This window comes from Corynebacterium striatum (assembly GCF_016728105.1).
Taxonomy (GTDB): domain Bacteria; phylum Actinomycetota; class Actinomycetes; order Mycobacteriales; family Mycobacteriaceae; genus Corynebacterium; species Corynebacterium striatum.
On sequence record NZ_CP068158.1, the window covers coordinates 999281 to 1011491 of the forward strand.

At 58.9% G+C, this 12211-nt stretch carries 18 protein-coding genes; all 18 read right to left on the bottom strand.

Going from position 1 to position 12211, the window contains the following annotated elements; genetic code table 11:
* Nucleotides 1-78: 78 nt before the first annotated feature.
* On the bottom strand, nucleotides 79-936 hold the full coding sequence (gene truA / locus I6I72_RS04645; protein WP_049064355.1) for a tRNA pseudouridine(38-40) synthase TruA: 858 nt from the start codon (nucleotides 934-936) through the stop codon (nucleotides 79-81).
* A 15-nt stretch (nucleotides 937-951) separates the two neighbouring features.
* Nucleotides 952-1785 carry a trimeric intracellular cation channel family protein gene (locus I6I72_RS04650; RefSeq protein WP_005527821.1) on the bottom strand — a complete coding sequence of 278 codons (834 nt, stop codon included), beginning with the start codon at nucleotides 1783-1785 and terminating at the stop codon, nucleotides 952-954.
* Nucleotides 1786-1886: 101 nt separating this feature from the next.
* A complete protein-coding gene (gene rplQ, locus I6I72_RS04655) occupies nucleotides 1887-2408 on the bottom strand; it encodes a 50S ribosomal protein L17 (protein WP_005527818.1) in 522 nt (173 codons plus the stop codon).
* A 75-nt stretch (nucleotides 2409-2483) separates the two neighbouring features.
* Entirely contained in the window at nucleotides 2484-3494 is a 1011-nt protein-coding gene (locus I6I72_RS04660; RefSeq protein ID WP_005527816.1) for a DNA-directed RNA polymerase subunit alpha, read from the bottom strand.
* 114 nt (nucleotides 3495-3608) lie between these two features.
* Nucleotides 3609-4214, bottom strand: coding sequence for a 30S ribosomal protein S4 (rpsD, locus tag I6I72_RS04665; RefSeq protein ID WP_005527812.1), 606 nt, complete (start codon nucleotides 4212-4214; stop codon nucleotides 3609-3611).
* A gap of 21 nt (nucleotides 4215-4235) precedes the next feature.
* Nucleotides 4236-4640, bottom strand: a complete 405-nt coding sequence (rpsK, locus tag I6I72_RS04670) for a 30S ribosomal protein S11 (RefSeq protein ID WP_034656521.1) — start codon at nucleotides 4638-4640, stop codon at nucleotides 4236-4238.
* Nucleotides 4641-4643: 3 nt separating this feature from the next.
* Nucleotides 4644-5012, bottom strand: coding sequence for a 30S ribosomal protein S13 (rpsM, locus tag I6I72_RS04675; RefSeq protein WP_034656519.1), 369 nt, complete (start codon nucleotides 5010-5012; stop codon nucleotides 4644-4646).
* A gap of 182 nt (nucleotides 5013-5194) precedes the next feature.
* Nucleotides 5195-5413, bottom strand: coding sequence for a translation initiation factor IF-1 (infA, locus tag I6I72_RS04680; protein WP_004566852.1), 219 nt, complete (start codon nucleotides 5411-5413; stop codon nucleotides 5195-5197).
* A gap of 254 nt (nucleotides 5414-5667) precedes the next feature.
* Nucleotides 5668-6471: a L,D-transpeptidase gene (locus tag I6I72_RS04685; protein ID WP_034656517.1), complete on the bottom strand. Its 804-nt coding sequence runs from the start codon at nucleotides 6469-6471 to the stop codon at nucleotides 5668-5670.
* Nucleotides 6472-6594: 123 nt separating this feature from the next.
* Nucleotides 6595-7389 carry a type I methionyl aminopeptidase gene (gene map / locus I6I72_RS04690; RefSeq protein ID WP_034656515.1) on the bottom strand — a complete coding sequence of 265 codons (795 nt, stop codon included), beginning with the start codon at nucleotides 7387-7389 and terminating at the stop codon, nucleotides 6595-6597.
* A gap of 5 nt (nucleotides 7390-7394) precedes the next feature.
* Nucleotides 7395-7940, bottom strand: a complete 546-nt coding sequence (locus tag I6I72_RS04695) for an adenylate kinase (RefSeq protein WP_005527795.1) — start codon at nucleotides 7938-7940, stop codon at nucleotides 7395-7397.
* Complete coding sequence (gene secY, locus I6I72_RS04700) at nucleotides 7940-9265, bottom strand: preprotein translocase subunit SecY (RefSeq protein WP_049064357.1); 1326 nt, start codon at nucleotides 9263-9265, stop codon at nucleotides 7940-7942. The genes I6I72_RS04695 and secY overlap by 1 nt, the downstream gene beginning before the upstream one ends.
* A 276-nt stretch (nucleotides 9266-9541) precedes the next feature.
* The gene (gene rplO, locus I6I72_RS04705) at nucleotides 9542-9991 is read right to left on the bottom strand and encodes a 50S ribosomal protein L15 (protein WP_005527791.1); all 450 of its coding nucleotides are present in this window, start codon (nucleotides 9989-9991) and stop codon (nucleotides 9542-9544) included.
* Nucleotides 9992-9994: 3 nt separating this feature from the next.
* A complete protein-coding gene (rpmD, locus tag I6I72_RS04710) occupies nucleotides 9995-10180 on the bottom strand; it encodes a 50S ribosomal protein L30 (protein ID WP_005527789.1) in 186 nt (61 codons plus the stop codon).
* A 3-nt stretch (nucleotides 10181-10183) separates the two neighbouring features.
* Nucleotides 10184-10810 carry a 30S ribosomal protein S5 gene (gene rpsE / locus I6I72_RS04715; protein WP_005527787.1) on the bottom strand — a complete coding sequence of 209 codons (627 nt, stop codon included), beginning with the start codon at nucleotides 10808-10810 and terminating at the stop codon, nucleotides 10184-10186.
* A gap of 40 nt (nucleotides 10811-10850) precedes the next feature.
* Nucleotides 10851-11252 carry a 50S ribosomal protein L18 gene (rplR, locus tag I6I72_RS04720; protein ID WP_005527786.1) on the bottom strand — a complete coding sequence of 134 codons (402 nt, stop codon included), beginning with the start codon at nucleotides 11250-11252 and terminating at the stop codon, nucleotides 10851-10853.
* Between the two features lie 3 nt (nucleotides 11253-11255).
* Complete coding sequence (gene rplF, locus I6I72_RS04725; RefSeq protein WP_005527784.1) at nucleotides 11256-11792, bottom strand: 50S ribosomal protein L6; 537 nt, start codon at nucleotides 11790-11792, stop codon at nucleotides 11256-11258.
* A gap of 14 nt (nucleotides 11793-11806) precedes the next feature.
* Complete coding sequence (gene rpsH, locus I6I72_RS04730) at nucleotides 11807-12190, bottom strand: 30S ribosomal protein S8 (protein WP_005527782.1); 384 nt, start codon at nucleotides 12188-12190, stop codon at nucleotides 11807-11809.
* Nucleotides 12191-12211 lie beyond the last annotated feature (21 nt).

A 12211-nucleotide genomic window follows, 5' to 3' on the forward strand; every position in this document is an offset into this window, starting at 1 on the left:
CCCCTACCCTAAGGATTTTAAGGCGGCACCCCACCGCTTCACGCGACTGCGCTTATTTGTGTAAGTCTGCGCGCTACTTTAGCCCAACTGCACGTCATCCGCAGCGCGACGATCCCGAGTCACCGCCGCGCGCGCCGCGAGCTCCTCATCGGCCGGATAGTCCACACGTACCAAGCTCAATCCTTTGGCTGGCGCCAGCGGTATTTGGGAAGAACGTTGACTCTCAGCGAGCATCGCTGCGGCGAAGTCGACGTCGCGTGCCCCCTCGCCCACGCGCAGGCAACAGCCCACTAAGGAACGCACCATAGACCAGCAGAAGGCATCTGCGCAGACGCGTGCTTCATAGAGCTGCGGCTCGGTGGGCGTGGAGACGTCCACCCACTCGAAGGAATGCAGGTCCCGGATGGTGGTGGCGTGCGGCTTGGCCTTACAGAACGCGGCGAAGTCGTGGAGACCCACCAAGGTGGTCGCGGCTTCCTGCATTGCGTCAATGTCCACCGGTTTTGGCCACTGCGCGGTATCCCGCGCGCGGGTCGGAAGTGCGCCGCGTGGGTGCGTGGTTATGCGGTAAACGTAGTGGCGCTGCAGTGCCGAGAAGCGGGCGTCGAATCCCTCTGGCGCCGCTGTGCAGGCATGCACACGAACGTCTTCAGGAAGGAGCTTTGCTAGACGACGCACCAATTTGGCCGGGTCCCCATCAATCGATCGCTGATCTAGAGCCTCCGACGGCACGTCAAAGTGCGCTACCTGCCCCGCGGAATGCACGCCTGCATCGGTACGCCCCGCAACAGTCAGCTCTACGTCGTGGCGCAGGATCATTGAAAGATTGTCCTCGAGAACCCCTTGGACTGTACGCAAATCCCCCTTCTGGCGGGCCCACCCGTGGAAGTCGGTGCCGTCGTAGGCCAGGTCTAGGCGAAGGCGAACGTTAGTCATGGATGCTGATCCTACCTAGTCGTTGGCATTCCACTCGCGATTGAGTTCCCAATCCTGGGACGCGCGCTGGCCCTTCGCGCTCTTGCTCACGCCCAGCTTGCTCAAAGCGGCATAGCCAGCCCGCTTGGGGTGCTTTAGATTATCCTTGGCCTGGCCGGCTTTGCGCTTGGCTTTGCGGGCGCCGTCCCGAACAATGCGGGCAGACAAGCGCAGGCGCGGGTCCATGGGTTGTTCGGCTCCCCGGTATTCAAACACCGGCAGCGACCATCCGAAGTAGATCGCGGCCACGCGCAGCGCCAGCGCCAGGCATACCGTGACTACGCCAGCGACCTCATCGCTGAGCCCCAGCTCCATCAATCCCGCATAAGAAAAGGCAGCAAGAACAGAAATGGAGGCGTACAGCTCCGCGGACAAGACCAGCGGGATACGGTCGGACAACAAGTCACGCAAAATACCGCCAAAGACACCGGTCAACACCGCAGCCACGGCAGCGATAACCAACCCATGGCCATGTTCCAGGGCCTTTTGAGCGCCAAGGACGCTGAATACCGCAAGGCCCAGGGCGTCGAGAAGCAGGAATACATGCCGGAAATAGTGCATGAGGAAGGACATGTAAACCGTGACGACGGCGGCGGCCACCACGGCCAAGAGGAAGCGCGGTTCCGCCACCCACGTCAACGGGTAGGCGCCCAGCACCATGTCGCGGATCGTGCCGCCGCCCAATGCGGTGACAGCGCCCAACATGATGACGCCGAACAAATCCATCTTTTGCCGGCCAGCGGACAGCGCAGCGGTCATCGCCTCAGAGACGATGCCGATTACGTACAGCACAGTAAACAGCGGGGTCATAGAGTATACGTTATGGTCGGGGTTATATGGCCCAGAAAGCATAACAAAAGGCCGCAGCCCCACCTAAGGTGGTACTGCGGCCTGGTTAAGGCGAGAGAAGTTTACTTCTCCTCGGTCTCCTCAGCAGCGGTCTCCTCGACCTCTGCCTCGGTTGCCTCTGCCTTTGCTTCCTCAGCCTCTTCAGCCTTGGTCTCCTCGACCTTAGCCTCTTCAGCCTGCTTGGAAGCAGCTGCGCGGGTAGCGCGGTTAGCCTCGGAGGTCACGGTCTCCTCGAGAACGAGAGAGATCTGGGACATCGGGGCGTTATCGCCGGTACGGTTCTCCAGCTTGATGGTGCGGGTGTAGCCGCCCTCGCGGCCTTCGAACTTCGGGCCCAGCTCGTCGAACAGGTGCGCAACAACATCCTTGTGCGGGATGAGCTTCAGCACTGCGCGGCGGTCAGCAAGAGTGCCGGACTTAGCCTTGGTGATGATCTTCTCAGCGTAAGGACGAAGCATCTTCGCCTTCGCATCGGTGGTCTTGATTGCGCCGTGCTCGAACAGGCTAGCAGCCAGGTTGCTCAGCAGGTGAGCCTGCTGGGTAGCGGAGCCGCCGAGACGGGCACCCTTCTTAGGGGTTGGCATTATGTACTCCTCGTGTGCGGATAAAGTGAGCGCGCGGTTGGACTGGAAAGTCCAGCCGCAGTTCAGTGTGGTGCTTTACTCGGAATCGTCCGCAGACGGATCCTTGAAGTCACCGGTTTCTGCGTCGTAACCTTCGAGCTGGGTTGGGTCGAAGTCCTCAGGGGTGTCCTTGAGAGCCAGGCCCAGGTTAGCCAGCTTGATCTTTACCTCGTTTATCGACTTCTGACCGAAGTTGCGGATATCCAACAGGTCCGACTCGGTGCACTCTGCGAGCTCACCAACGGTGTGGATCTCCTGACGCTTCAGGCAGTTGTAGGAGCGAACGGAGAAGTTCAGGTCCTCGATCGGCATGCTGTAAGCCGCGATGTACTCCGTCTCCTGTGGGGACGGACCAATCTCGATGCCTTCAGCAGCATTGTTCAGCTCGCGAGCCAGGCCGAAGAGCTCGACCAAGGTGCCGCCGGCGGAAGCCAGGGCGTCGCGGGCAGAAATCGAGTTCTTGGTTTCGACGTCGATGATCAGCTTGTCAAAGTCGGTGCGTTGCTCAACACGAGTTGCCTCGACCTTGTAAGAGACCTGCAGAACCGGGGAGTAAATCTGGTCAACCGGAATGCGTCCGATTTCACCAGAGGTCGGTGCTGCTGGGACGTAGCCGCGGCCACGCTCGACGACGAGCTCCATGTCCAACTTGGCAGTGTCGTTCAGGGATGCGATGTGCAGATCCGGGTTGTGGATCTCCACGCCAGCCGGCGGCTGGATATCGCCCGCGGTAACAACACCTGGGCCTTCCTTGCTCAGGTACATAACAACCGGCTCGTCCGAGTCGGAGGACAGAACCAAGCCCTTGACGTTGAGGATGATCTCAGAGACGTCTTCCTTCACACCGTTGATGGTAGTGAACTCGTGGAGAACACCATCGATCTTGATGGAAGTTACTGCTGCACCCGGGATGGAGGACAGCAGGGTGCGACGCAGGGAGTTACCGAGGGTGTAGCCGAAGCCCGGCTCGAGCGGTTCGATGACGAACTTAGAACGAGACGAGTCGATGAATTCCTCGGTGAGCTGAGGACGCTGGGAAATGAGCATTGAAATTCTCCTTGTCGACGCCCGCTATATGACGCCGGTAGAAGGGGTAAAGATGAAGGTTTCGAAGATTCACTCTTCTCCGAATGCAGCCGGGGCAGCACTCGGTTACAGAGTTTACTTCGAGTAAAGCTCGACGATGAGCTGCTCCTGCAGCGGAACGTCGATCTGAGCGCGCTCGGGCAGCTGGTGCACGAGGATGCGCAGGGTGTCAGGAACGACCTGCAGCCATGCCGGTACGTTGGCATCGACGAGGCGGTCCTGAGCGTCTTCGAACCATTCCATCTTCTGGGAACGCTCACGAACATCGATGATGTCGTACTGCGAAACCTGGAAGGAAGGAACGTTGATCTTCTTGCCGTTCACGGTGAAGTGACCGTGGGAGACAAGCTGACGAGCCTGGCGACGGGTGTTAGCCAGACCAGCGCGGTAGACGACGTTGTCGAGGCGGGACTCGAGCAGAACGACCAGGTTGTCACCGGTCTTGCCCGGGCGGCGGTTAGCCTCGGCGTAGTAACGACGGAACTGACGCTCAAGGACACCGTAGGTGTACTTTGCCTTCTGCTTCTCCTGAAGCTGCAGCAAGTACTCGGACTCCTTGATGCGGTTGCGGCCAGCCTGTCCCGGTGGGTACGGGCGGCGCTCGAATGCCATGTCGCCGCCGACCAAGTCGACGCGCAGACGGCGGGATACGCGGGTAGCGGGGCCAGTGTAACGAGCCATTCTCTTACCTCTTCCTTTCCCTTAAACCTTGCGGCGCTTGGTTGGACGGCAGCCGTTGTGCGGCTGTGGGGTTGCATCCGTAATCGAGGAAACCTCGAGGCCTGCAGCCTGCAGGGAACGGATGGCGGTCTCGCGGCCGGAGCCCGGACCCTTGACGAAAACGTCAACCTTCTTCATGCCGTGCTCCATTGCCTTGCGAGCAGCGTTCTCAGCAGCCATCTGCGCAGCGAACGGAGTGGACTTACGGGATCCCTTGAAGCCGACGTGGCCGGAGGATGCCCAGGAGATAACAGCACCGGACGGGTCAGTGATAGACACGATGGTGTTGTTGAAGGTGGACTTGATGTATGCGTGGCCTGCGGCCACATTCTTCTTTACGACGCGACGGCCAGTACGACGCGCGCCGGAGCGAGTCTTTGGAGGCATGAATTACTTCTTCTTTCCTGCGATCGTCTTCTTCGGGCCCTTGCGGGTACGAGCGTTGGTCTTGGTGCGCTGACCACGGACAGGCAGGCCACGACGGTGGCGGATGCCCTGGTAGCAACCAATCTCAATCTTGCGGCGGATGTCAGCCTGAACCTGACGGCGGAGGTCACCCTCGACCTTCCAGGTAGCTTCAATTACGTCACGCAGCGCCGACAGCTGATCGTCGTCGAGGTTGTCGGTGCGCAGGTCAGGAGAAATGCCAGTCTTTTCCAGCAGTTCCTTGGCACGGGTTGGACCGATGCCGTAGATGTAGGTGAGAGCAACCTCCATACGCTTGTTGCGTGGGAGGTCAACACCAGCTAGACGTGCCATGTGGCGTGTCCTTTCGGGTTGTTACGATGGTTTTCTCCCTATCCGTCCCGCTCCATGCAGCACTTCGCCCGGGCCGATGCCGGATCTGTGGGCTACTTACCAGCGCGGGCTCAGGCCATCGCAGCCTGAGGTGGAGTGGGCATAGCGAGCCTATGCCGGTTGGGTAAGGAGGCTTACAGTGTTTACTTGTAGCGGTAGACGATGCGTCCGCGGGTTAGGTCATAAGGGGACAGCTCCACAACCACGCGATCCTCTGGGAGAATGCGAATGTAGTGCTGACGCATCTTGCCCGAAATGTGAGCAAGAACCTTGTGTCCGTTGTCGAGCTCGACGCGGAACATTGCGTTTGGCAAAGGTTCGATAATACGACCCTCGACCTCGATTGCGCCTTCCTTAGCCATAACCTCTACTTTTCTAGGCGGCAACAAGTGCGTGCCACCTGCATGTTTGGTGTCTACTGCTTGGCGACGTCCCGGTTCCTAAGATCCGTAAACATACACCAGCGCTCAAGCATACGCTGCACAGACGCAATCTCCAAACTCATCTACCTGCAGAGTCGTAGCGACACACCAAAACATGAAAAATCCCCATTCCTTCCATCGGCTCTTGCCGCGAAGGGAATGAGGAAATGCCTTAAAGCTTTAGTTGCTCCGGCTTAGTAGATGAAAACCTTGGAACCAACCGGAACGTCGTTCCAGAAGCGGACTGCGTCCTGGTGCGGCAGGTGGATGCAACCGTTGGACTCGTATGCCGGGGAACCCTCGTGGAAAGCGTGGCCATTGTTGGTGAAGTACATGGAGTAAGGCATCGGCGCGTTGCCAAACTCGCGGGAGATCTCATCCTTTACCTTGCGGTTGATGTAGAAGGTGCCGCGTGGGGTCTCTTCACCAGCCATGCCGGAGGAGATGGCAGATGCCACGTAGGTGACGTTGCCGTTATCCTGCAGCCAGGAACGCTTGCCTTTGAGGTCAACGCAAACACGTGCATCAGCCGGGCACGGACCGCGGTCAAAAGCGTTGCGCTGGCGCTGCGCCTCGGCCTCACGGGCAGCAGCCTGAGCCGCAGCATGCTCGCGAGCAACCTGCTCAGCGTGGGCACGCTCCTGAGCCTCGCGAGCAGCGCGAGCTTCTGCGTTCTTCTGGTCAATGAGTCCAGGGAAGATTGCGTTCACAGCTGCATCAACAGCCGGCTGAATAGCGTCTGCCGCAGCAGGGTTTAAGACCTTGACCTGATCCAGAATCTGGTTACGGGTGTTCCAAGCCTGCTCGCGGGACTGACCGACGAAGTTATCGATCTGTGCCTGCACATCGGAGCTCATGGACTCAATGGAAGGAACGGTCTGAGCGGAAGCTGCAGGGGCGCCTGCAAGAACGGAGACAGTCATGACGCCGGCGGTCATAGGGGCAATTAGGGCACGACGTGCCTTAGCAGACACGTTGCGGGGGCGAAGTTTAGACATGGCAACGAGTATAGACCCTCACATGGAATCCGCATACTCGACGCGGCCGCCTCCTCCCCCGGCGATTTCCGCCTACCAGCTGCGGGCTCTCGCAGCGGGACAGGTTAATAGGAAGGATTAAGGCTAATAGCGAGGAGTAAGGATTCGTGGGCCGTCGGCGGTCGCGGCGACGGTGTGTTCCCAGTGAGCGGCGAGACTGCCGTCAAGGGTGACCACAGTCCAATCGTCGTCAAGCACGGCGTTATCCTCCGTACCCAGGGTGAGCATCGGTTCGATCGCTAGTACCGAGCCTTCCTGAATCAAAGGCCCACGACCGGCCTTGCCTTCATTAGCGAGGTAGGGTTCTTCGTGCATGGTGCGGCCAATACCGTGGCCGCCATATCCATCTACGATGAACAGATCCACACCGAACTTATCCTCGGCGCGGTAGGTGGCTTGCTCCAAGGCGTGCGAGACATCAGTTAGACGATTCCCGGGGAGCATAGCCTTGAGTCCTTCCATCAGGACCCATTCGGTGGCGTCGTTAAGCGCAACTGCTTCGGGAGAAAGCTTGCCGACGCCAAAAGTCCAGGCGCTGTCCCCTACCCAACCGTCGAGCGTGGCACCGCAGTCGATGGAGACCAAGTCACCTTCAGCAAGAACGATGTCCTTGCCGGGGATCCCGTGAACAATGACGTCGTTGACAGACGCACAAATCGAACCAGGAAAACCCTCGTACCCTTTGAACGTAGGGGTTGCGCCGGCATCGCGGATGGTCTGCTCGGCCACCTCATCAAGTTCGAGGGTAGATACGCCAGACGCCGCAGCATCGCGTACGGCCTGCAATGCTTTGCCGACGATTTCACCGGCGGCCTGCATTGCGTCGAGTTCACCCGGGGTACGAGCGGGGATTGCTTTGCTGCGGCGTCTAAAACCCATGAGTCTTACTTACCCATAGCCTTCAGGGTGCGCTCGTTGATCTCCTCAACGGTGCCCTCAGCCTTAACGTTGATGATGTCATCGCCGTAGTGCTGGATGAGCGGGAAGGTCTCGTCGCGGTAGACACCGAGGCGGGTACGGATGGTCTCCTCGTTGTCATCAGCACGTCCGCGAGCAAGCATGCGCTCAACGACGACGTCCTCAGAGACCTCGAAGTTGATAACGCCGTCGAGCTTCTGGCCCTTCTTCTCCAGCAGATCAGCCAAGATATCAGCCTGCTCCACGGTGCGTGGGAAGCCATCCAGGAGGAAGCCATTGGCAGCGTCGTCCTGGTTCAGACGATCCTCAACCATGCGTGCGGTGACGTCAGTTGGCACCAGCTTGCCGGCATCGATGTAGGACTTTGCTTCAACACCAAGTGGGGTGCCCTGGCCGATGTTGGCGCGGAACAGGTCGCCGGTAGAGATGTGCGGGACGCCGAGCTTTTCGCTCAGGATAGCTGCTTGGGTGCCTTTGCCAGCACCGGGAGGGCCGAGGAGTACGTAACGCATTACTTGAGAAGTCCTTCGTAGTTGGATTGCAGGAGCTGGGACTCAATCTGCTTGACCGTGGTCAAGGCGACAGAGACCATAATCAAGATCGCGGTACCACCGAATGCGGAGACGCCATTCGCAGTGGACTGGCCAACTCCGAGGTCCAGAAGGATATTCGGCAGGATAGCGATCAATGCAAGGTATAGGGAGCCAACGAACAGCAGACGGTTCATAACGAAACCGAGGTACTGCGCGGTGGGACGGCCCGGGCGGATGCCCGGGATAAATCCACCATACTTCTTCATGTTGTCGGCCTGCTCAGCAGGGTCGTACTGAACCGATACGTAGAAGTAGGAGAAGAAGATGGTCAGCACGAAGTAAAGAACGATGTACTGCCACGAGCTTGGAGATTGCAGATGCGCAATCACGTTGCGCTGCCACCAGTTATCCGGGACTACTGCAGAGCCAGAGTTAACGATCTGCGTGATGAGAACCGGCATGTAAATAAGCGAGGACGCAAAGATGACCGGGATAACGCCGGCCTGGTTAACCTTCAGCGGCAGGTAGGTGGAAGAGCCACCGTACTGGCGGCGGCCAACCATGCGCTTTGCGTACTGGACTGGAATGCGGCGCTGGCCCTGCTCGATGAAGGTGATGCCAACGACAAGGACGATCAGGCCAGCGACAACCATGGCGAAGACGAGTCCGCCGTTGTTCTTCATGATGCTGACGCCATCGGTTGGCAGGCGAGTTGCAATACCCGCGAAGATCATCAGGGACATACCGTTACCGATGCCCTTCTCAGTGATGAGCTCGCCCATCCACATAACGAGGATTGCACCTGCGGTCATCGTGATAACCAGGACAATCAAGGTGAAGAAGTTACGGTCTTCAGCAAGCACAGGGACGCCTTGGCCAAGCAGCTGCTCACGGTCTGCGAGGGCCACGATGCCGGAGGACTGCAGCAGCGCCAGTGCGAGGGTCAGGTAACGCGTGTACTGCGTCATCTTGGCTTGACCAGACTGACCTTCCTTCTTTAGCTGCTCGAAGTGTGGAATGACTACGGTGAGCAGCTGGACGATGATCGACGCCGTAATGTACGGCATGATGCCGATAGCGAAGATGGAAAGCTGCAACAGCGCACCACCTGAGAACAGGTTGATGACGGAGTACAGGTTGCCGGACTCCTCAGTCAGGGTGCGCAGGCGGCCAGCGATGGACGCGTAATCAACACCTGGGGATGGAATCTGGGCACCGATGCGGTAAGCAATGATCATCACGATGGTGAAGATGATCTTCTTACGCAGGTCGGCGTCCTTAAAAGCCTGCAAAATGGCGGACACTACAAAATCCTCCTGGCCTTCCTACGCAGCCAACGCCTAAGGCAATAGGTGGCAGCGTGGAGGTGGAACTCATCTGTCCAGTTCAGACCACCCTGGCACGCTAAACACTGCGAGCTATGGGAAGCCCTAAAGGACGGTTGAACACTTATGACCCTGTAAGCCTACCAGCCTGACCTAACTTAGCCACAATGCAGGTAGGAATTGAGTAATAAAACTATATAGGTGCCCGTCTCCCCTTGGGGAAACGGGCACCTATCTAGTCAAGAATCGCGTTGATTACTTGGTAGCGGTGGCGGAGCCACCAGCAGCCTCGATCTTCTCAACAGCGGACTTGGAGAACTTGTCAGCGGTGACATTCAGCTTGACGTTGATATCGCCGTTGCCCAGAACCTTAACCGGCTGGTTCTTGCGAACCAGGCCTGCGGAGACGAGATCCGCAACGGTGACGTCGCCACCGTTTGCGAATGCCTCTGCGAGGTCTGCAACGTTGACTACTTGGTACTCAACGTGGTTCGGGTTCTTGAAGCCCTTCAGCTTCGGCAGACGCATGTGGATCGGCATCTGGCCACCCTCGAAAGCAGCGGAAACCTGCTTACGAGCCTTGGTGCCCTTGGTACCGCGACCAGCGGTCTTACCCTTGGATGCCTCACCGCGGCCGACGCGGGTCTTAGGCTTGTTTGCTCCTGCGGATGGGCGCAGGTCGTGCAGCTTGATGATATCAGCCATGGTTTACTCCCCTGCCACTTCTTCGACGGTGACCAGGTGGCGTACCTTATGAACCATGCCGCGGATAATCGGGGTGTCCTGCTTTACAACAGACTGGCCGATCTTCTTGAGGCCGAGAGCCTCAATGTTCTTGCGGTGATTCGGCTTGGTACCCACCAGGCCCTTTACCTGAGTAATCTTCAGAGCCATTGTTTATGCCTCCTGACCTGCGCGCTTACGCAGCATCTGGGCCGGAGCAACCTCTTCGAGGGACTTGCCACGACGTGCGGCAACCTCTTCGGGGCGAACCAGCTGCTTGAGGCCGTCCACGGTAGCGCGGACGACGTTGAGGGCGTTGTCGGAGCCGAGGGACTTCGACAGGATGTCCTGCACACCAGCGCACTCCAGCACCGGACGTGCAGCACCACCGGCAATAACACCGGTACCAGGTGCGGCAGGCTTCATCATGACGATGCCAGCTGCGTCGCGACCCTCGACCGGGTGGGTGATGGTGCCGGCGATCATCGGGACGCGGAAGAAGTTCTTGCGAGCCTCTTCTGCACCCTTCTGAATTGCGGCAGGGACTTCCTTAGCCTTGCCGTAGCCAACGCCAACCATGCCCTGGCCATCGCCAACGACGACGAGAGCGGTGAAGGACATGTTGCGGCCACCCTTAACGGTCTTGGAGACGCGGTTGATGGTGACTACGCGCTCGATGTACTTATCGCGCTCGTTGTCCTGCTGATTACGACGATCGTTGCGACGACCGCCATTGTTGCGGTCGTTGTTACGACCGTTCTCGGCGGAGCGTCCGCCGTCACGCTTTTCACGGTCCGACATTAGGCGTTCCTTCCGTTGATGTTTCCGTTTGCCATGATCATTAGAACTTCAGACCACCTTCACGAGCTGCCTCTGCGAGAGCGGCAACGCGACCGTGGTACTTGTAGCCAGCACGGTCGAAGACAACTGTCTCGATGCCAGCAGCCTTGGCGCGCTCAGCGACCAGGGCGCCAACCTTGGCGGCCTTTGCCTTCTTGTCGCCCTCGAGTGCACGAACGTCAGCTTCCATGGAGGAAGCTGCGACCAGGGTGTGGCCAGCCAGGTCGTCGATGACCTGGACGTGCATGTGGCGGGAGGAGCGGTGAACGACCAGACGCGGTGCCTCAGGGGTGCCGCGCAGGGTCTTACGGATGCGGAAGTGACGGCGTGCGCGTGCTTCGCGACGGCGGGAGGAGATGTCCTTGCCGATTGGGGTGCGCTTTGCGTTTTCAGTGTTAGCCATTGCTTACTTACCCGTCTTTCCGACCTTGCGGCGGACCTGCTCGCCTTCGTAACGAATGCCCTTGCCCTTGTAAGGATCGTCCTTACGCAGGCGGCGAATGTTAGCGGCGACCTGTCCGACCTTTTGCTTGTCAATACCAGATACGGAGAGCTTGGTTGCGCCATCCACAGCGAAGGTGATGCCCTCCGGAGCCTCGATGAGGATCGGGTGGGAGTAACCCAGAGCGAACTCGAGGTCCTTGCCCTTCTGCTGGACACGGTAACCGACACCGAAGATTTCCATCTTGATGGTGTAGCCCTCGGTCACGCCAACAACAGCGTTGTTGACGAGGGAGCGGGACAGGCCGTGCAGAGCGCGGTGCTTGCGGTCATCATCTGGACGGGAAACCGTGATTACGGAATCCTCGACTGCGATGGTGATTGGCTCTGGCAGAACGACGGTCTGGGTGCCCTTGGAACCCTTAACCTCGACCTCCTGGCCGTTTACCTTGATTTCAACGCCGGATGGTACGGCGATTGGTGCTAGACCGATACGAGACATGTGTCAATCCTCCCTTACCAGACGTAGGCGAGAACTTCTCCGCCTACGCCCTTCTCCTGAGCCTGACGGTCGGTCAGCAGACCCTGAGACGTGGAGATGATAGCCACGCCCAGGCCGCCAAGGACCTTCGGCAGATTGGTGGACTTTGCGTACACACGCAGACCCGGCTTAGACACGCGACGCAGACCAGCGATGGAGCGCTCACGGTTGTTGTACTTGAGGGTGAGCTTGAGCTCACGGTCCTCAACGGTGTAGTCAGCGATGTAGCCTTCCTGCTTCAAGATGTCGGCGATGCTTGCCTTGATCTTGGAGGTCGGCATCGACACGGTGTCGTGGTGCGCATGGCTTGCATTGCGCACGCGCGACAGCATGTCGGCGATAGGATCAGTCATGGTCATGTGAGTGACCGGTACCTTTCT